At 35.2% G+C, this 20,759-nt stretch carries 12 protein-coding genes and 3 pseudogenes; 7 read left to right on the top strand and 8 right to left on the bottom strand.

Translation table 11 applies throughout. The features are described 5' to 3' along the window. Positions 1-69: 69 nt before the first annotated feature. A pseudogene (locus ACQKN4_RS00860) lies at positions 70-273 on the top strand (IS3 family transposase); the annotation flags it as partial. Between the two features lie 111 nt (positions 274-384). Here ACQKN4_RS00860 and ACQKN4_RS00855 read toward each other — a convergent pair. From ACQKN4_RS00855 to ACQKN4_RS00830, 6 genes and pseudogenes are all read right to left on the bottom strand, one after another. Then, complete coding sequence (locus tag ACQKN4_RS00855) at positions 385-2,271, bottom strand: stalk domain-containing protein (protein ID WP_427481710.1); 1,887 nt, start codon at positions 2,269-2,271, stop codon at positions 385-387. 698 nt (positions 2,272-2,969) lie between these two features. After that, positions 2,970-3,350 carry an Imm8 family immunity protein gene (locus tag ACQKN4_RS00850; protein WP_427481709.1) on the bottom strand — a complete coding sequence of 127 codons (381 nt, stop codon included), beginning with the start codon at positions 3,348-3,350 and terminating at the stop codon, positions 2,970-2,972. 155 nt (positions 3,351-3,505) lie between these two features. Then, the gene (locus tag ACQKN4_RS00845; protein WP_427481707.1) at positions 3,506-3,826 is read right to left on the bottom strand and encodes a hypothetical protein; all 321 of its coding nucleotides are present in this window, start codon (positions 3,824-3,826) and stop codon (positions 3,506-3,508) included. 481 nt (positions 3,827-4,307) lie between these two features. Then, positions 4,308-4,490 carry a hypothetical protein gene (locus ACQKN4_RS00840; RefSeq protein WP_427481705.1) on the bottom strand — a complete coding sequence of 61 codons (183 nt, stop codon included), beginning with the start codon at positions 4,488-4,490 and terminating at the stop codon, positions 4,308-4,310. Positions 4,491-4,815: 325 nt separating this feature from the next. Next, positions 4,816-5,322 (bottom strand): hypothetical protein, encoded by a 507-nt coding sequence (locus tag ACQKN4_RS00835; protein ID WP_427481703.1) that lies wholly within the window; start codon positions 5,320-5,322, stop codon positions 4,816-4,818. A gap of 44 nt (positions 5,323-5,366) precedes the next feature. Beyond that, positions 5,367-5,453: pseudogene (locus ACQKN4_RS00830) on the bottom strand (colicin E5-related ribonuclease); the annotation flags it as partial. 561 nt (positions 5,454-6,014) lie between these two features. Here ACQKN4_RS00830 and ACQKN4_RS00825 point away from each other — a divergent pair. Beyond that, positions 6,015-6,854 carry a copper amine oxidase N-terminal domain-containing protein gene (locus ACQKN4_RS00825; protein WP_427481701.1) on the top strand — a complete coding sequence of 280 codons (840 nt, stop codon included), beginning with the start codon at positions 6,015-6,017 and terminating at the stop codon, positions 6,852-6,854. 423 nt (positions 6,855-7,277) lie between these two features. Here the strand turns inward: ACQKN4_RS00825 and ACQKN4_RS00820 are convergent, their stop codons facing one another. Together ACQKN4_RS00820 and ACQKN4_RS00815 are read right to left on the bottom strand one after the other, a co-directional pair. After that, positions 7,278-7,853 (bottom strand): site-specific integrase, encoded by a 576-nt coding sequence (locus ACQKN4_RS00820; RefSeq protein WP_427481699.1) that lies wholly within the window; start codon positions 7,851-7,853, stop codon positions 7,278-7,280. A 984-nt stretch (positions 7,854-8,837) separates the two neighbouring features. Beyond that, positions 8,838-12,323 (bottom strand): S-layer homology domain-containing protein, encoded by a 3,486-nt coding sequence (locus ACQKN4_RS00815; protein WP_427481698.1) that lies wholly within the window; start codon positions 12,321-12,323, stop codon positions 8,838-8,840. A gap of 601 nt (positions 12,324-12,924) precedes the next feature. On the opposite strand from ACQKN4_RS00815, the gene ACQKN4_RS00810 reads away from it, so the two are divergent. The 5 genes and pseudogenes from ACQKN4_RS00810 (at position 12,925) to csaB (ending at position 20,729) form a co-directional block, all read left to right on the top strand. Next, positions 12,925-14,796: an S-layer homology domain-containing protein gene (locus ACQKN4_RS00810; protein WP_427481696.1), complete on the top strand. Its 1,872-nt coding sequence runs from the start codon at positions 12,925-12,927 to the stop codon at positions 14,794-14,796. Between the two features lie 625 nt (positions 14,797-15,421). After that, positions 15,422-16,162, top strand: coding sequence for a WecB/TagA/CpsF family glycosyltransferase (locus ACQKN4_RS00805; RefSeq protein WP_240518156.1), 741 nt, complete (start codon positions 15,422-15,424; stop codon positions 16,160-16,162). After that, positions 16,159-17,706, top strand: a pseudogene (locus tag ACQKN4_RS00800) (putative polysaccharide biosynthesis protein); the annotation flags it as partial. The gene ACQKN4_RS00805 and the pseudogene ACQKN4_RS00800, both read left to right, overlap by 4 nt. A 30-nt stretch (positions 17,707-17,736) precedes the next feature. Continuing rightward, a complete protein-coding gene (locus ACQKN4_RS00795; RefSeq protein WP_427482135.1) occupies positions 17,737-19,650 on the top strand; it encodes a DUF5693 family protein in 1,914 nt (637 codons plus the stop codon). Continuing rightward, positions 19,650-20,729, top strand: coding sequence for a polysaccharide pyruvyl transferase CsaB (csaB, locus tag ACQKN4_RS00790; protein ID WP_427481695.1), 1,080 nt, complete (start codon positions 19,650-19,652; stop codon positions 20,727-20,729). Before ACQKN4_RS00795 ends, csaB begins: the two co-directional genes overlap by 1 nt. Positions 20,730-20,759 lie beyond the last annotated feature (30 nt).

The following is a 20,759-nucleotide window of genomic DNA, read 5'->3' as shown; positions in this document are numbered from 1 at the left end:
AAAGAAACATAAAATTAACAATCACTCGTCTTAGAAACTGACACTTATTACTTTAAAATGCCTTGTTCGAAAAAATATAAATCTCGCAAAAGAACAGTTGATAAAATCGCACCGAATCATTTAGATCGCCCATTTAAAGCAAATGCTCCAAACGAAAAATGGAATACGAACATTACGGAGTTTAAATTATTTGGAGGAAATGCTTTATTGGTGAAATCATTACGTCACGATTGTTCTCGTCCAATATATTCGCTTGTTTCGGAGATGTTAGAATAGACTTTTTATATTACAGCAGTTGGTACTAGTTTTCTTATATTCTTCATTTCGAATTAAAAAGTATGGCACGAAGTTATGTTGTGAAAAACATTCGTGCCAGGGACTATATTATTTTGTTTCTACATAAATGGCTACTGGAAGATTTGCTCCGCCTGCATGAATAAGTTCTAATTCAAGCTGATCTGATGGACGCTTCATCTTGTATTCAAACTCAACATATTCTGAGCTTGTTCGCAACGAAGGCACTAAGTAAACTTTGCCGTTGAACTTCACTGCACCACTGTATAAGCCACCTCGACCAGTTAACTTAACCCTGATCGTTTTTGTTTTTCCTGAATCATTTATAAGTGGAATCATTACTTTATAGTTCATACCGAAGTGACCAGGATTCCCCACTGCACCATTGATTTGTGACAGTGAATTTTCTGCCGTTTGCAAATGATCTGTTCGTCCATTTGAAACGTTATAACCTACCTCTTGTGTATCTACTGTATATGCTGGAAGATCTGCTTGAATAGTAGCACTTGGCCAAGCACCTCGTGGATGCATCGCATATTCATCAATTGCCACCGCGTCCGTTTTGATCTTTGTTAAATCACTATTACTCTTCGTTAATACTGTTCGAATCATATAGTCCGTACTTCCACCATTAACAGCTTGAATATCGATGTCCTGTAAAAATCCAATGACATAATTATCGAACAACTCGTATGTTTCAATCAGCTTTGTTTCTCCTGGTGCAATCACAATACCTGTACTATCAGATTTTTTAAGCTTTCCATTTAACGTTGCATCTGCAAGCGTTAAACCAATATCATGACCAAACCAGTCATTCCCAGTCATTTGCGTAATCCCTTTAGAACTGCTGACCTTAATACTTTCAGAGCTTGAAGTATTTTCAATTGTAATACCAATCTTTACTGCCGCTCCAAGCTTATTTAAATGCCAGCCAAATACTCGATGCTTATTTGTAGCTGAAGTGGATTTAACTTGATATTGTGCAAGCGTAGAATTTGATTTAGGTAATAGACTGTGTGTTAAATTTTCTGGATTATCACTGACCATCAAATCACGATCTCCTTCATAACGAGCAGAAGGAACAGGTTGAGGATATGATGTACTACCAAAAGATTTTTCTAGGAACTCACTTGTATACATATAGCGATAAACATAAATATACATTTCTCTTTTTTCGCTAATATAACGTAGGTTTCCTCCCAATGTATTGACAACAAAAGTAATAGGAACGTACATTTTACCTTTTTGAATAAATGGCTTTTCTTCTATTGTTACAGATTCATTGTTGATCAAAATGTTATTACTACCGTCCTTGAAGACAAAGCTTGTCGCAGCAATTTGTAATTCAAATGATTTATCTGGCAGCCAATTACCAGCCGAATCATCTAAATAATCGGATAAATAATCCGCTGGAATATAGGTTCTAGATTCTTTCGTAATAATTGGATCATCCATTACAATACGCTTATTATTTACATGTAAGATATATGGATCTTCTTGAGGTTTCTCTGAAGAACCATCTAATAAAATATCAACAGTTTGCGTAGTAGGGTCCCAGCTGACATTTCCATCTAAGTTTTCAGTAACAAAGCGTAATGGCATATATATTCTATCTTTATAGATGATTGGCGCAACATCCATCTCTACCTCTTGTCCATCTACTAAGGCTGTCATAGAATCAATTGTTAAATTAATAACTTTGCCATTTCGATTAGCTGATGCAGTAAGTGTTTCCTTGTTCCAGTCAACACTTGCACCAATCGCCTCATATAAAGCTCTCATAGGTAAAAGAAGGTGATCCGCTTTATCTAAAATGGGATCATTAATTTGAATCGTTTCTCCATCGATATTAATCGTAACATTATTTCGTATCTGAATTCCTTTGTCAGTAGCAGCTGACGCAGAAGTTTGTCCAGACAATACGAAAGCAAAAACAAGAGCTGCCACCATACATAAAGCCTTTAATTTGTTTAACATCCCTATCTCCTTTTTTCTACAAAAATTTACTAACTACTATTTACCATATTAACACGAAAAAAGCCCAAAATGTGGCATTCTTATTGAAAAAAGTAGAAATAGGTACTGTTAGCCTAAGGCAACATTCCTGCAAAAGCTCCATGGTGATTTACGGGTCTTCCAAGCCCCTAGGAACTTCTTCTATTCATCTCTTAAGTGTGTTCATTCTACTTATAGTTTTCACCTAAAAGAACGAATCATTATGGGGAATCAAAGAAACTTGCTTTCAAGAAATTTAGCACTTCAGCATAACGTGTGGTTGATTTTCTTTCCGACTGGGCGCTTTGTAGCTGCCGCTTCGCTTTCGCACAGAGCAAAGCTTCCTGGGGCGTCCGATGAGCCGCTTTAGGTGCTGCCGCTACGTTAGCACTACGCTTTCGCACAGAAAACATCCGCTATGCTGCAGAGTCTCGGGCCAACAGATGTCTTTTGCGCGAAAGCGTGAGTGCAACGTAGCGGCAGCAGAGGGTTTTGTTTGTGCGAAAGCGCAGCGACAGTAGCAGCACGATGTTGGTCACGAAGGCGTTATCACAGGATGTGATGATTTTAGCCTTCGTTCCCCTATTGCTGATTCCAAAGGAGTCGCCCAGTCTCCACTACAATCAACTTGAGGGTAAAAGTAAGACCTTGAGGATTGCCGTCCCCAAGGTCTTCTAAAATCAAGTATCTTTTTTTAGTTTTCCCATAGCCTCATCAAGCGTTTCGTATTGGATGTTATCATATTCCCAATTCAGGTGACGATTAATAGCCTTAGCTACCTCATCCCAAGTTGGCCGTATACAATCTTCCAATATTAAATTTATTTCTTTTTCTATCAACGTCAAATCAAGTTCATTTACCAAAAAAGTTGCTCTGCCATCTAGTAACTTATCTCCTTCTAAAATTGAAAGTAATCTTTTAGGTGTCATAATCCTAAAATAAAAATATTCAACTCCCTCTGAATCAGCAGTCCCTATATCTGCACTTGCAGGGAGTACGAAATCATCTACTATCTCAGGCTCACCACGTAATAGAATTCTTTTCAAAACAGGAACTATCAAAAAAATCACTCCAAATCAAAAATTATTCAAGTTCGACATTCTGCTTAGTCTTTTTTATAGCTGCTTATTGACAGTGAGCAGTTCAAATCTACGTTTTTGCCTTTCACTATTCAAAAATAATCTTTATGACCGCCCCTTATACTACAAATCATATTTTATTCCTTCTCTTTTTTTATTGTTTTTCTCCATTTTTTAATCCAGCGCTCCTCCTGTACTAACCAATCTTTTTCTGACAAATCTAAATCACCAAAAAAACTATCAAATTCAATTGCTTTTCCATTTTTATCTGTTAACACTAATGTAGATCTTGCAGAATTAAAACTAAAATAAGGACAAATGTTATTTTTGCTAACAGCATCCTGCAAACAATGGTAACCTAAAATACCCGGTTTCTCACTGCAACATTTTGGTATCTCTTCTCCTTCATTTTCCTCAAAAGAGCAATAGCCTTCTAATACAATATGAGTCCATGACATATAAACATCTTCCTCTTTTCTAGTATTTATGTGGTTGAATTTTCGTCCGTGGGATAACACCGTTTTTCAGTATACCATCAGCCCTAAATTGTCCATTAATTCTTGTACTCACTCTAATTGCATAGGCGTCATATACCACAATTCCTAGGCTAATCAAGAGCATTAAAATAACCCGAATTAGCATCATTTTGTCTTCTGCTTTTAAAAACCAATGACTCCCATTTTGTATCCATTTATTTCACAACTAGGTCACCGGGTTATTCGAAACTAAAAATAAGCCCTTGATAAATATCTTATCAAGGGCAAAAATATGTTAACTTCTCATCTGGAGATCAGTAAACTAATACATAATTAAATCAAAATCATCAACCTCTCCATTTAGAGTAAAATATAACTTAAATTCTCCTACTACCTCTCCCTTGTACTCAATACATAAATATGAAACCAAGTGATTGTAATCGAGTTCAGGAAAGTTTCTCAATTAGAGTGAGATTTTTTTAATATAATAATTTAAGTCTGTTTGCACAAATTCTTCAAAATACGAATAGAATTCCTCTTCCTGTTCATACATATAAATATTAAAGTGAATCAAAAATTGTTCTATAGTTTGTTTCTCAATCTTCCATTGTTCTATTAAACTTCTAAATTGATCTATGTCTAGCATAATAGAAACCTCCCTAATTAATGTTTTTTTCAAAGTAAGTAAAGACTATATGACATGACTTTTTAACCATATTTCCATATACTCTTGCGTTATCATATTTACCGTAATTTTTATCTCATACGGGTAAAACATTTTTCCTTTTTTAAGCCATTTCCACTATTAACAAAACCTTTATTCATAGCATTTGAAACCTTTTTAGCAGCATCTTTACCAAGATCTATTATATTTTATTTCTTCGATTAAAGAAAAAACCTTGAAAGGCACTAAGGCAATCAAGGTCAATAAATGATATATCAAAACTTCAATACTCATAACTTACCAAACTCTATCCAGAATGAACTTCAAAACAAAAATACCCAAAAGCTAAATCATCGTCTTTTAGTTGCATTTTTATTTTTGCAGTTTCAAATAACACTGGTAAAAGTTCATCTAAATATTGACGATATTTTTTAAAAGAAAAACCAAACTGTTCTGCATCATCATACTTACATAAAGGATAGAGTATTTTCCCCATTTCAATTTCCTTAATTGTAATAGTTTCATAATGCGTATCTAAACAATCAAGTAGATGATTCTCCACTTCTTTCTCCTTTAGATTTTCTCTACACTCTATATAAAACATATACTCTTCAAATTCAATCTGCATGTCCACTCTTTCATTTCTGTAAAAAGGAGTTATTCTAATGTACTCCGTCGTAGACTTTGATTCGATTATTTTTTCTAAAATTCTATTCAAGTTAGTGATTATTGGGAAAAAACTATATTTACCACTGTGATACGTAGTATTCTCATAGATTATTTCATTAATCTTACCTTCTTTTTTTATTATCATAACATCACCTTTTACTTTGAAAAATCAGGGACAAACTTCCAATTCTAATCATTTAAATTCGAAACTTGTATTACTTCCCCAGTACCATTATCTACTGCTACATAATGATTTTTATTTTTATAGTATATAGTTACTGAATTACCTGTGTATCTGTTTTTTGCCTTAACAGTTTTTTACGGTTTATTTATCGTATCAGCGATAAATATAAATACTGTCTACTTAGCAAATAAACGAAGAGACCATCCTTCTTCGATATTAATACCAATATAATACGAAAAGCACAAACGATTAAGGGTAAAAGCGCTTCTTACAGCACCATATAGGTAAATCATGATAACGGAGGAAAATACTTATCCTTGAGGAACACTTATATAATAAATACAATAAACGTTAGAGGAAGGTTAGATACATAAACGAAGATTTAGAAGAAATAATTGCAAGGCGTTAAGGAACGGCAAAGACCCCACTCGCTTGTCAAAGACAAATAAGAGCGACCAACAACCAGCAGTAGAATTAGGCTTCAAGTCACCTCAAAACTGACTATCAAAAGTCCTTCATTAAACCACCCCTTTCAAACAAGCTCACACCCTACGCAGATAGAAGGGATAGGGTCGGTCGGTTTAAATCAGCGTTATTAGCTGACAATCAATCTATTATTTACCCAATTAAATTATGATTAAAGGAGATTTAAAGTGATCAAAAAAATTACATCTAGACTTACACTAGCACTTATTTTATGTTTAATTAGTTTCTCATTTGCCCCTTCTGCAGAGGCAGCACCTGCTATTAAAGTAGAAATTGATGGTGATATTATACGATTTGACCAAGGTGCAGTATCTATTAATGGACGAACTTTAGTACCAATGCGAACGATTTTCGAAGAATTAGAATCAACAGTACAATGGGATGCAAAAACAAAATCTATTACAGCTGTCCGAGGTACCAAAAAAATTGGTTTAGTAATTGGTAGCAAGACTGCCACTGTTAACGGGCAAAAGATTGCTTTAGACGTTGCTCCTCAAATTATTAATGGTAGAACCCTAGTACCTCTTCGTTTTATTAGTGAAGCGCTTGGTGCAAAGGTTGATTGGAATAATCAAACGAAAACAGTTTCTATTACAACATATGATCTTGCTGAAAGATACTATTTTGTAAATCTACAAACTCTAAATTTAGAAGTTATTTCGGAAGACCGTTATTATCAAGAAGTCGATCAACCTAATTCCTCAAAGGAACTTGTAAGCGATTTTATCTTTAATTCATACCTAGATAATACTCGAGACTTCTTTTCTGAGCATACCGTTCGAGTATCAAACGGTGGTACAGGATTTGCTACTGCACACGATGCCTATATGACTTTAGATGGAACTGTTGCTAATGGTAAGGCTTCAGGTGAATATACTATCGCACTATTCGATATAAAAACCGGATCTCATAAAAAGACATATACTGGTACTTTTAAAGATATAAAATATGATCGCAATATTAAAACTACAGTACAAGAAATAATCAATAAAAATCATTCAAAATAATACCAGCGAAAATAAACATAAACCATAAATTTTTAACATGAATGTAAATGGCTTATGATTTGATTTTCAGGAGATTCAATAATACAAGTTAAATACTCTAACAACGTTGGTTGCGAAACACGATATTTTGGGGCTATGGTATCGTTCCTTAGAAAATCTACTGTACCCATTAAATCGTTAATCTTTGTCTTGTTCCTTGCTTGAAGATGGGGCAGTGCCTTACGCTCTTTTTATTTTTGAACTTCAAGATTTTCAGGAGACCGATGATGATTTAGCTTAATCGGTCTCCAGGTTGTAGTATCGGCTTTACTTCTTAGTTAGTGCCTCTATTAGTTCTTATATGGACTGATAGGGGCTATTTTTTATTTTCTTTTCTAGGCATTCTTAAAGTCCGGCCGGTTCGATTGAAGCTGATCACCAAATTTATTCATAAATAAAGAATCTTTTTTCATATGTTCTAGTTAGTAAATAATCTTTTAAAACAATGGCACATTCCACTGAAAAATGTATTTGTCTATATTTATTCCCTTTTCCTAGTATTTCAGCTGTTCTGCGATCCAAATTAACATTTTCAATGCATAGTTTTGCGACTTCTGCCCTCCTACATCCTGAAGAAAATAGAAAAAGAACTAACGCTCGATCACGAAAAGGCAATTTTTCTGCGGCCAATTTCACCTGAGCATATTCTTGCTCATTTAAATAGTTTGGTAATCCTTGAGGTATTTTAAGTCTCCATCTTGTTTTCATTACCATGTTTTCTAAATACTCTTCCTCTAGACAAAATCGAAAAAATGAAGAAAGAGTTGATAAAAATAGATTTAATGTTTTTGTATTCTTGCCAGCTGAAAACTTATTCAACCATGTAAGTACATCCTCCGATGTTAATTCTTCTAAAGAAATTAAACACTCCGAAAAGAATCTCTCTAGTATCCATCGATATTTTGTAATAGTGGCCTCTGCTTTATTAGTCAACTTTAAACTCAATAAATATTCATTCATAACTTTTCTTGTTAATATCGGGATATCTTCTCGAGTGCTTTCCCAGTATTTCTGTGTCACTTTTAGTCTTTTAACTCCTTTCAGGTTAATAAATTAGTATAGTTATTTACCAAATTTATATTTTTTAAACCTATAAATTAAAATGGGATAGTTATATAAAAGGAAAAGTTTAAATGTTTACTCGAAATATAATCTATAGGCATATCTATATTTATGCTTAAAATACAAAACAAAATTTAAAAACTTTTATTAGAAAAGACAACTTAAGACTTTTTACCATTACAAAACTGAGCTATTGATGGAACAATTATAAAAGCATTCTCATGAGATAAAATAAAAATAGGTCTAATCTTTAAGAGGAGGTGTTCTTCAATTTCAATAGTGGAAGATAAGATTGTGGAAAAATTTGAAGATTAACAAGTAGTTGAATTTGTTGATGAAATAACGAGGAGATTATGTCTGTTATTTATCGTTTATACGATAAGACTTTAAGGGATTTAGTAAATCGCTAAAGATTTTTCTATTACTCCAAACCAAAATCATTTTGTTCTTCAACAAAGGTAAAGGAAATTGACTAACTAGGCTGTAACAGGGCTAAGCCCATACAAAGTTGTTGTACATACTATATAATTTGATTAACATCGTATTGGTATTTCAATGGAGTATAAAAAGGAAATAGCTAGCTTTTGCTATTTTAAACACTTTCCCTCTTCATATAGAATAAGTTTTTTTACATCCATTCATTATACATTTCCTTACGAACATGATTGAACAATTTGGTATATATACGGATAGTTTGTTACTTTTCATGTCCCAATACGATCAGTTAGATAACCTTTGTACATAAGTTTTATTTAGTTTAAAATTAGTATTTTTCGATAAACTAGGGCCTATAAAATATTTTTTGCAAAAGGAAAAAAGCTCTGAAGAGATGTCTCAACAGAGCTTTTTTCTTGTTATTTAAATCTTTGCTGCAAGTTAAGCTTACTTAGTAACAGTTACGTTAAAAGTACCAGCTTTGATAACTTTACCGTCAGCTTTGTCTTTCACTTGAACAGTGATAGTTGCGTTACCTTCTTTAACACCAGTTACTTTAATTTTTCCAGCATCTTCAATTACTGTAGCAGTAGCAGTAGCAGAAGAAGTTAAAACAAGAACTTCAGTGCCTGAAACTGCAACAGTATCATTAGCAGTATCATTAGCAGCTTCAGCTAAAGTTACATCTTTTAAATCGATTTTTGCAACTGTAGCAGCAGCATTGTAAGCTTCAATAGCAGTATTTAAAGCTGCTTTTGCATCATTTAAGTCTTTTGCTGTAGCAGCTGTATTGTTTTTAACTAATGTTGCTGCATCAATAGCTTTTTGTAAAGCTGCTTTAGTTCCTACAACTTGGTTACCAGCTTCTTCACCTTCAGTACCAGTAGCTTTTGCTGCTACTGCATTAGCGATTGCAGTGTTTAAATCTTTTTTGGCAGTATCAAGTGCTGATTCTGCACCTTTTTTATCCAACTCTACAGAAGCTTTTTCGATTTTAGCAATAGTATTACCAGCTACATCAGCCACAAAACGTGGGTTTGCAACTTCAACTGTTGCAGCAACTAAATTTGGATCGTTCTTAAGAGTTAAGATAACAGTTTTACTAGTATCCACACCATCTACCTGAGTTGGTTTATCTAATTTCACACCAGTAATTTCAATTTTATCTTTTTTATCTGTATTTAGACCATTTAATACTTCGAAATCTGTTTTTGCGTCACCTGTAAGTTTAACAGCTTCGTTGAAAGTAATTTTAATTTCATTTTGGCTATTTTCAACAGAAGTTATATTTTCAGCATCAACAGTAGCTGCAATTTTGTCAGCAACTGCAACTGGTGTTACAGTTTTATCAATTTTGTTACCTAATACATCAATAGTTGATGGATTTGCAACAGTTAAGAATACTTTAGTATTACTTTTTGTAACTGTAGCATCTTCATTTAAATCTGATTTTAATGTGAAAGTTGCTGTTTTACCATTACTAGAAAGTTCATAATGAGCAATTTCAGAATCAGTAAATTTGAAGTCACCTTGAACTAGTGATTGAATTGGGTTAGCGAATTCTACTTCAACTTTATTTTTTGCAGTAGCTTCAACTGATTTAATAGCAGTTGCTGTATGTGACTCAACAACTCGCTCTTTAGTATATCCGTCTAAATGATTGCCAGCTAAGTCTTTTACAAGTGATACTTTTACTTTGAATTTAGAGTCATCTTTTTTCTCTACTTCTGGAAGAGCTTTACTGAAGTTAAGAATAACTCCTTTTGCATCTTGAGTTACAGTAAATCCTGAAATTGTTAATTTTTTACCTTCTGTGTCAGTTACAGTATATTTATCTACATCAACGATGTTACCGTCTCCACTTGTAGCCATTGCTTCACTAAATGCAACATAAAGTTGTTTTTCGCTTAAGCGTGTTACTTTGTCAAATGTTGGTGCAGTAACATCTTTAACTGATAAAGTTGTAGTGTATGGAAGCATTACATTTTTCAATGTAGTGTTATCAGCTACACCATTTACACTTAATGTGTAATCAGTAGTATCTTTTAAATTACCAAGTAAAGTAATTGTTACTTCTTTATCTTTATCTACATTAACAGTAGTAGAGATTGGTTGAACTTTACCATCTTTATCTTTAATCACATAGTTTGCAGCTTTTTTAGCTGTATCTTTATCTAATGATTTTGTAAATTTGATAGTGATTTGTTTGTTGTTAGAATCTTTAACAAATGTAGAACTAATTACTTCTGGACGAGTTTGATCGATTACAGGTGTTACTTGAACTTTTGTATCTTTATCAATAGCGTTACCAGAGTAGTCTTTTACGTTAGTAACATATAAGTCTGTTGTGTAAACAAGTTTATTGTCACCAGCAAATGTTAATTCATATTTATCATCAGCAAGTTGTTTTAAAGAAGAAGCTTGCTTTTTAGTTCCACCTTGCATCCAGTAGATGTTTGAAGCAAATACTTGTTCAACTGGCTCAGAGAATTTAAGAACTACTTTCTCAAATGAAGCACTTACAACTGATACAGTTGGAGCAGTTTTATCTTCAACAACATTGAATTTAGTGTCAGCTTTCACTGTTTTGAAGTTGTTGTAATCTTCAGTACCTTCAGCAGTTAGAGTGTGTTCTCCATCTGTTAAAGTATTAGATAATTTAAGGATTACTGTGTTTAAGTTAGGTTGGATTGAACCAACAACTACTTTACCATCAATTTGGAATTGTGATGTTGTAGCATTTTTAACTGGCTCGCTGAATTGAACGCGAATAGTTTTATTACCTAAAGCTTCAACTTTAGCTACAGTTGGTACTGTATTGTCAAGAGGCTTGAATTTTAAATCTTTTTCATTTAAAACTTTATCGCCAGCTTTAATGTTGTTAAGAGTTAATTTATATTCAGATTGATTCTCAAATTGTTGTTTAAGAGTTAACGTTACAGAGCGACCATCTTCAGAAACTACTGCAGTATCAACTTCTGGATCGTTAGTACCAGTAATTGCATAGTTGCCTTCTTCAGAAGCAGTAGCTGGATCAACTTTACCGTCAAATTCTACTACTACTTGTTTAAGGTTAGTTGCAGATACAGATTTAACTGCTGTAGCTGTAGTTACAACGTAAGTAACTTTTGCTTTGTATTCTACATCTTTGATTTTGAAAGTAACTTCAGTTTCTTTGTTAGGCTCTAGAGCTTTTTCTAAAGTGATAGTTTCTTTAGTACCATCAGTTAAAGTTACGTTTAAAGTTTTAGCGTCAACTACTTCAACTTTATCAACTTTTACAGCGTTATCTACTTCATTTTCAAGAGCACGATTGAATACTGCTGCAAATTCTTGACGAGTGATTGAAGCATTTGGGTTTAGGTTTGTTTTACCATTAACTTCAACACCTTTGATAATGCCGTTTGCAACAGCAACTTCTAGGTAAGATTTAGCCCATGGTTTAACAGTTGAAGCGTCAGCGAAATCTTTAAGATCTGCTTCACCTTCTAATTCGAAAGCTTCTACAAGAATTTTAGCTGCTTCTGAACGAGTTAAGTTTTTAGCTGGTGCGAATTCAGTTGCACTTACACCTTCAAAAATTCCGTTTTCTACAGTAGCTGCGATTGCATCATAGTACCAAGCGTCTTTTTTAACGTCTTTGAAATCTACAGTACCTTCAGCTTCTAATTCAAAAGCGCCTGTGAAGATTTGAGCTGCTTCAGCACGAGTAATTGATTTAGTTGGGTTGAAGTTTCCTTTTTCATCCCCTGAGATAATTCCTGCTTCAACTAAAGCTTTAACATCTTCCTTTGCCCAATCTGAAACTTTATCGAAGTCCTTGATTGTTGTAGTTGTTTCTGCTGCTGATGCTGCAGGAACGATTGCTGCTGCAACTAGTGCTGCTGTTGCTGATGCCGCGAAAAACTTACGGCCTTTGTTTTGCTTTGCCATTATTGTATTCCTCCCTAACATTTCCTTTAAATTGGTATTATCCTAACGAAGACTATAGTACTGCTTTGCCTAAATGTATGTATTATAGCTTCCTTGAATAATAATAAAACCTAAGCAAATTTTTTTAGTAAAATTCACCAGAAAAACAGTATTAGAATACCATTCTAGTAAATTTATTCACTTTCCACAATAATATAACACTATCTTTCTCTAAATTCAAGCATTATGACATAAATTTAGATATAGAAGATTTTTTTACCGGTTATATTATGGTAACCACTATAAACCAATATTTTTACCTTATTCAGGTTGGTAACATATAGAACCATTACCTATTATACCTGACTCTCAACATTATCCAAGCATTTTCTGGAATAGATACGAAATTGTCAAATATTAAAGACTTCCGTAAATAATTAGTCATAATTGTAAAGAAACAGTAATATATAACGTGATTTCCAAAGGAGGAATGTCTTTTCCTTCAATATTATTACTGCAAAAATGGACCTGTTCCCATGTTGTAACAATAGATTACCTATTTTTATGCTACACTTTTAATAGTTTGATAGGATCTTATCAACTATAGAAAGGGGCTTAAAGAATGAAAGGTAAACTCTCGATTTTCGGGGCCATGCTTATTGCGATGTTCTACTTCGCGCCTACAAATGTAGCAGCAGAAGATATTTCTAAGCACTGGGCCTACTATGAAATGAACTATCTTATTACACACGATTTAATGAAAGGGGATGATTCAGGAAATTATCGCCCGAATGATTCCGTCACTCGTGCTGAATTTACTGCATTTCTCGTAAGAGCACTTGACTTACCAGAAGTATCTACGAAACCTAACTTCTCGGACGTACGTGAAGGAGATTGGTATTATGGTGTCATAAAGCAAGCAAGTCATTATCAATTAGTCAAAGGTAATGCAAATGGAAAATTTAATCCAAATGATAAAATTGATCGTCAGCAAATGGCTGCCATGCTAAAAAGAGCTCTCGATTACAAAAACATCAAGACGACTTCCTCCCCTCTTAAGTTTACAGACAATGCTAGTATCGCTAAATGGGCCTATGCCGATGTACAAGAAGTCGTGTCATTAGGGCTGATTGTCGGTAAACCGAACAATTCATTTGCGCCACTTGCCCAAGCAACACGTGCTGAGTCAGCTACTGTACTCTACCGATTGATACATTTAGAGACACCTGAAGTTGGTGGCAAGCAATATACTACTACCAACTACTCACAGGACTATAAGGCTGTGGTGGATAAACAGGCGAAAAATAATCCAAAAGTAGATGGCGCTGGCGTTTTCACAGCTAGCGAGGCACTAGTGTCATACTATGTACACCCTAAAAGTTTTATTCAAGATAGTCCGTCCTTTTACCAATTTTTAAAATTATCGACGACTGTTACGAATCTAAATGCAAAAACAATCAACGAAAAAGTTCTTTCTAATAAAGGAAACTTAGTCGATTCAGCAGACGCCTTTATTCAGGCAGGTGTTGATCATAATGTCAATGCCATCTATTTGTTATCACATGCATTGCATGAAACAGGCAATGGATCTTCAGCATTAGCAAACGGAATTGAAGTTGGTCTTGATAAAGACGGTAAAGCAGTAATGGTCACGACTGAAAATCGGAATAGCCTGACTGCTATTAAGAAAACATACAATGTATATGGCATTGGCGCTATTGATGCAAACGCCAATAAATATGGGGCTGAACGTGCTTATACAAATGGATGGTTCACGATTAAGGATGCAATTATTGGTGGGGCACAATTTGTGAAAGATCAATATATTAGTAAAGGGCAGGACACATTGTATAAAATGCGCTGGAATCCTGAAAACCCAACGGTCCATCAATATGCAACACATGTCATGTGGGCAGTGCTCCAAGCACAAAAGATTTATGACATGTATGAATTAACAGGTGCTAATACTACGACTACTTTAGTATTTGACGTTCCTGTCTATCAAAACCAGTCTTCCCCTACTTCATTACCTACTCCTGCCAAGCAATATGCCGTAGATACGGCTTTAGCTGGGGCTACTGGACAGGCTACGGTTGATGACTTAAATATGAGAACTTATCCGAATACAACGGATGCTTCCTCAATCATCACGAAATTACCAAAGGATACATCATTCATTGTACTCGGTGAAAATGGCGGTTGGTACAAAGTCAAGGTGAATGGACAAGAAGGATGGCTATTTAAAGATTATGTAAGTCTGAAAAATGGATTACAGATTGTCGATATGAACATCACGCTAAATGTAAGAAGCGAGCCATCTACTGAATCATCTATTTTAGGAACTGTAAAACCAAAGAGCTTTATCATCGGTGTTGTAGATGCCAATGGTAATTTTGTAAAAAACGGTAACTGGTATAAGGTGATTTATAATGGCAAATCTGGATGGGTTTTTGGTGATTATATTGTAAATAATAAGTCACTTGATTCAAAATAGGTTTATAAAACAAGAGAGTGCGAATCAAAACGATTCGCACTCTTTCTTTATATACACCTAATTTTTTACATCCAGGATGAATTTAAATTCCCCCATGAAGATACGCTTATTTCTCTATAATATTTATATGCTATATATAATAGAAGAAACTCAAATTTAGAGGATTTTTTTACCATTTTTATCGTTGTTTTTACCGCCTTTTGAAAGGTACTTTATTAGATTAATCACTGTAAAATTGAAACTACATATTGGTAATTTATAAGATTGTGCAAAAAGTTGATTGGAGTGGAGACTGGTCGACTCCTCGGGGATCAGCAATAGAGGAACGAAGGCTAAAACTATCACATCCTGTGATAACGCCTTCGTGACCAACATCGTATTGGCCCGAGACCCTGGACTGAACGAAGTGAAGGAAGCGGCTCATCGGACGCCCCCAGGAAAGCGACCAGTCGGAACGGAAATCAACCCTCATTTATAGTGGTGAACCTACTATAAGTCCGTTTCTCTTCCCCTTCTCTTTCACAATTCGCCCCATATCATTCCACCGAAAATTTCCTGTCAATATTGCTTTTGTGGTATGATAGATTGCAGTTAAAAAGGAATTAAAGAAAGGTTTGAACACTATATGAAGCATGTAACGATTATGGGCGTGCCCTTTTTACATAGTAAACAGCAAGAGTTTGTTGATTTACTCGTTAATCGTATTGAACATGAAGAAAAGACATTCGTTATTACAGCAAATCCCGAAGTCGTGATGCAGGCAAATGAAAATCCTACTGTCATGAATTATCTGAAGCAAGCAACTTACATTTGTGCAGATGGTATTGGCGTTGTGAAAGCTGCGCAAATACTTGGTGATCCGCTTCCGGAGCGTGTTACTGGTTACGACACGATGGTACGACTTTTAGAAGTCGGCAATACAAAGCGCTTTAAGATTTATTTGTTAGGCGCGCAAAATGAAACGCTCGAAAAGACTGTGAAAAATATCAATCAAACGTATCCAAATGTTGACGTAGTAGGCTATCATGATGGATTTTTTGATTGGAACAAAAATGATATTGCAAATAAAATTGCTGAATTACAGCCTGATCTTGTATTTGTTGCATTAGGTGTGCCAAGACAAGAAAAATGGATTACCGAAAATTTAGGTCAATTTAGCAAAGGTGTATTTATGGGTGTTGGTGGTTCCTTCGATGTTATCGCAGGAACAGTAAAACGGGCTCCTATGATCTGGCAAAAATTAAATCTCGAATGGCTCTACCGACTGCTTCGTCAGCCAAGTCGTTTTGGAAGAATGCTTGTCCTTCCTCGATTTGCTTTAAAGGTTTTCGCAATGAAATTTAAAGGTCAGGGAGCACCAAAATGAGTCAGTCTACATTTGTTAAAAGTACTCTTGTCCTAACAGTTGCTATGCTACTTTCTAAAGTCATCGGTAGTATTTTCAGAATTCCGCTACAAAATATAGCGGGCGATGAGGTACTTGGTATATTCAGTTTAGTGTATCCCGTTTATATGGTAGCACTCTATTTATCGGTTGCTGGAATCCCTATTGCTATTTCGAAGCTTATTGCGGAGGCCAATGCAAAAAAAGATACAGATAATGTGAAGAAAATTTATGTTACAGCAAGCATCCTAGCACTATGCTTTGGCGTCATAAGTTTTGCTATCATTTATGGCTTTTCAACTGAAATCGCAAATGCTTTAGGGGGCCCATCAACAGAAATTGCGTTAATTGTTGTTGCTCTTACGTTACTCGTTGCTCCTTATATGGCTGTCTATCGCGGATTTTTCCAAGGCTATGGGGATATGCGTCCGACTGCGATTTCTCAGGTAATTGAACAGTTAGTGCGTGTTGCTCTAATTTTAATTGTTGCCTATTTCCTAGTTGCAATGGATTATTCAAATGACATTGTCGCTGGGGGTATTATGGCAGGCTCTGTCATTGGGGCTGCTGCATCACTCTTCTATTTACGCTTTAAATATTTCCGTTCATCTGTAAAAGTAACGAGCAAGGGGAAATATAAATTTAACGATTTCTCACTCTGGGGTAAGACAATTTTAAAAATATCGATTCCGATTGCCATCGGTTCTGTCACAATGGCACTCTTTAACTTTGTTGACTCCTTTACAGTAACGTACGGCTTAAGAAGTGCTGGTGCTGACTCAAGTGAAATTAGTTTCCTTTACGGTATTTATGGTCGAGGCTTAACGCTTGTTCAAATTACAACTGTTTTTGCGTCCTCTATCATATTACCGCTTGTTCCACTAATTACAACAAAACTAGCCGAACGTAAATTAGATGAAACACGTGGAATTATTGAGCGAACACACCGTATTACACATCTTATTTCCTGGCCAGCCGCTTTAGGGTTACTAGCATTAACCTTACCTTTAAACCTCGCTCTTTTCACAGACTTAAAGGGAAGCTTAATGTTAGCGGTTATTAACCTTAGCTCTGTATTTACATCTCTGACACTACTTGGTACAGGTATTTTACAGGGGATGAATGCTGCCAAAGCTGGAGCTATCATCATTCTTGGTGGCGTTGTACTAAAGATATTTTCAAATATCTTCTTTATCCAAGCGTTTGGATTAGATGGGGCTGCCTATGCAACATTATTTGTTTACTTTGTTTTATTTATTGTAAATTCTATTTTTATTTATCGTGCAATTCGCTTCACTGTATTGGGGAAAGATACGGTCAAAATCATCCTATCTTCTATTCTAATGGGAGCTGCAGTCGGTTTACCTACACTTTGGTTGGACATTGAAAACTGGTCAAGAACGTGGGCGATGGGCTACCTAGCTGTTGCAATTGCAATTGGATGTGTTATTTATTTCCTATTATTATGGCTAATGAATGCCATTCATGAAGAAGATTTAAAGAAAATCCCGATTATCGGGAAAAAGGTTGTCATAAATAAGAGAGGTAAAAAATCTATGTCGAAACAGAAATGGCTTTGGGGAATTGTCATCCTATTGCTCGTCGTATCTTCACCTGGAATCATGATGAGGTGGAATGCTGAGCAAGCGAATGATGCCTATGAAATAGTGATTCCTTATGATGAAATTCAAGTAGTAAACAAGGAAAGCGATTTAACAATGGATAAAATCCTTTCCTCTTTAAAAGATGCAGGGCTTACAACAGTTAGCCTTGAGCCTTTAACATTAAAGGAAATGGAACATCAAGGCTTGATTTCCATTTACGATGAAAATGATTTAGCTTCACAACTACGTTTCACACCTTACAAAGATGCTATAGATGTCAATAAGAGTGGATACTATATTAGCGTTCCTGAAAACGCAAGCTATCAACAGCTTATTAAAGACAGCATTAAGCCAGAAGAAGTACAAATTGGAGATGAGTCTTTCTATTATCTTCCGAGCTCAAACCATCGTTATGGGTTAAAAACACCAATTGGTTACGATAAGCTTGCCGTTGAGATGATCAACAAGCATGATCTGTCACTCATTTTTAAAGTAGAAAATGCAGACAATAAAACAGCCAACGATAAGACCGTTAAGCAATTACTTGAATTAAAAGATTCATCAGCAGGCCGTTTACTTGGTTCAGGAGATGAGGCAATCGGATTTGGTCAAAAATCAGGTGATGCTTACATTGAACAGCTAAGTAATGCAGGCTATTATTTCTACACAATTGAAAGCAATCCCCTTAAGGGTGAAGACAAAATTGCCAAAATGACTGATTATAATATGATCCGCTTGCACAGCATCAATGTCAACAGAGAGACAAAGTTAAGGCTTAATGCAAGCATTGATCGTACAACACGCGCAGTGAAAGAGCGAAATATTCGATCTATCTTCTATCATATTAAAACAAAAGGTAATGCTGAGAAAAATTTAGAGGAAACAATTAAATATTTAACAGGTGTTCAAGAACAAATGCCAAATCATTTCAAGTCTGGCACACCAAAACTATTTGATGTTGTTGCAGTCCCAACATGGGTAACAGCACTTGTCTTATTAGCAGGTATCGTATTTACTTTCCTTATTTCAGAACTAGTGAAATGGATGCCACTTCGTATAGCAGCAGTTTTATTTATGAGTGCTTTAGCCATCGCGTACTTCCTTCTGAAAAGTACACTTTTCTTACAAGCATTCGCATTAATTATTGCAGTTATGGCCCCAACGTATGCAGTCATTAAAGCAGCTAAGGGCTCTAAAAATATTGCTTCGATCTTACTACAATATTTAAAAGCAGTAGGTATTAGCATCATCGGTATCGTTATTGTCATTGGATTATTAAATGGCAATGCATTTATGACAGGCTTCGAAGCATTTAAAGGCGTTAAGCTTGTTTATGTTGTTCCAATCGCAGGTATATTAGTATTTGTGCTACTAGAACTTAACCGTCTAGTTGATCAAGATCTAAAGAAAACACTTTCGAATACCGTTACTTTATTAAATAAAGATTTAAAGTATTGGCATGTTTTACTGGTAATTGTCGTTGCAGTTATTGGTTTATTCTATATTAGTCGAACTGGTAACTCTGGTTCCGTTAGTAATGCTGAATTGGCATTTAGACAATGGCTTGAGAACATCCTATATGTTCGACCAAGAACGAAGGAATTTTTAATTGGTTTCCCATTCTTTGTTTTATCACTTTATGTGATGGGCATTAATCGAAAATGGGGCAGTATCCTTCTAGTACCAGGCGTTATCGGATTCTTGTCTATCGTTAATACTTTTACACATTTACACATTCCTGTTGAAGTGTCGGCATTACGTACACTTTATAGCGTTGTACTTGGTTTTGTCGTAGGACTAGTATTTATCTTTATCTTCAAGATCGGTTACCGTTTTATTTCTAAAGCAGTCGCGAGGTGGTCATAATGCATGTTGTATTATCTGGCTACTACGGATTCGATAATGTTGGCGATGATGCGATCCTGCTTTCCATTATCCAAGCTCTAAGAAAATGTCAACCTGATATAGACATTACGGTATTATCGAATAATCCAGCGGCCACTGAAAAAACATATGGTGTGAAGGCCGTGAATCGTTGGAAAATGAACGAAATCAAACAAGTGTTAAAGACAGCAGATGGACTTATCAGTGGTGGCGGTAGCCTCATGCAAGATCAAACAGGAATGAAGACGATTCCTTACTATGCGGGCGTTATTCAAATAGCAAAATGGTTAAAAAAACCTGTATTTGTTTACGCTCAAGGTATGGGTCCAATCAATCATCCTGTAAGTAAATTTATTGTCCGCAAAGCCTTTAATAAGGTGAAAATAACAGTACGAGATAAAGCCTCACAATCTCTTTTAACAGAGATTGGTGTCAAAAACGAGTCTTTCATAGTGCCCGATCCTGTAATTGGACTTAACGGCAGCACCTTCCATACTGATTGGTTAGCAGATGCGTCACTATCAGCGAACACTTATATTGCTATAAGTGTTCGGGACTGGCCATCAACAGTAGATTACAAACAAAAAATAGCAAACAGCCTCGATCAATTAGTACGTCATGGTGAACAGATTGTCTTCTTGCCAATGCACGGTGAGCACGATGCAAAGTCTTCAGAAGAAGTAGCAGCACTTATGCAAGAAAAGAGCATCATTGCCCCTGCTGATTTATCGATCGAAGAAAAAATTGCAGTCATTGGTCAATCTAAATTGTTAATTGGTATGAGATTGCATTCACTAATTTTTTCATCCATCTACGCTACTCCATTTATTGCGATTTCTTACGATCCTAAAATCGATGCATTTGCTGAAATCATGGATCAACCCATTATTGGACATGTTGAAGTTGATAATTGGGACGGGACGTTATTGTTCGAACAAACTGTAAAAGTAATTGAACAATTACCGACCATCCAAGAAAACATGCATCAAAAAGTCCAAGCGTTCCAAGCTGCCGCAGAGACGACAGCAAAATTAGCATTAGAGGCTTTCACGAAGGTATAGAAGTTAAATAAAAATGATGAATTTCAATAA

This window comes from Lysinibacillus sp. NPDC093692 (assembly GCF_050280125.1).
Classification (GTDB): domain Bacteria; phylum Bacillota; class Bacilli; order Bacillales_A; family Planococcaceae; genus Lysinibacillus.
The sequence above is the reverse complement of the archived record's forward strand: the minus strand, read 5'-3'. Positions and strand labels throughout refer to the sequence as shown.

What these genes read in the sequence shown, in the direction of transcription:
- ACQKN4_RS00855 (WP_427481710.1), bottom strand. Translation starts at nt 2,271, where the DNA reads ATGTTAAACAAATTAAAGGCTTTATGTATGGTGGCAGCTCTTGTTTTT.
- ACQKN4_RS00840 (WP_427481705.1), bottom strand. Translation starts at nt 4,490, where the DNA reads ATGCTAGACATAGATCAATTTAGAAGTTTAATAGAACAATGGAAGATT.
- ACQKN4_RS00795 (WP_427482135.1), top strand. Translation starts at nt 17,737, where the DNA reads ATGTCGAAACAGAAATGGCTTTGGGGAATTGTCATCCTATTGCTCGTC.
- ACQKN4_RS00805 (WP_240518156.1), top strand. Translation starts at nt 15,422, where the DNA reads ATGAAGCATGTAACGATTATGGGCGTGCCCTTTTTACATAGTAAACAG.
- ACQKN4_RS00815 (WP_427481698.1), bottom strand. Translation starts at nt 12,323, where the DNA reads ATGGCAAAGCAAAACAAAGGCCGTAAGTTTTTCGCGGCATCAGCAACA.
- ACQKN4_RS00810 (WP_427481696.1), top strand. Translation starts at nt 12,925, where the DNA reads ATGAAAGGTAAACTCTCGATTTTCGGGGCCATGCTTATTGCGATGTTC.
- ACQKN4_RS00835 (WP_427481703.1), bottom strand. Translation starts at nt 5,322, where the DNA reads ATGATAATAAAAAAAGAAGGTAAGATTAATGAAATAATCTATGAGAAT.
- csaB (WP_427481695.1), top strand. Translation starts at nt 19,650, where the DNA reads ATGCATGTTGTATTATCTGGCTACTACGGATTCGATAATGTTGGCGAT.
- ACQKN4_RS00820 (WP_427481699.1), bottom strand. Translation starts at nt 7,853, where the DNA reads ATGAATGAATATTTATTGAGTTTAAAGTTGACTAATAAAGCAGAGGCC.
- ACQKN4_RS00845 (WP_427481707.1), bottom strand. Translation starts at nt 3,826, where the DNA reads ATGTCATGGACTCATATTGTATTAGAAGGCTATTGCTCTTTTGAGGAA.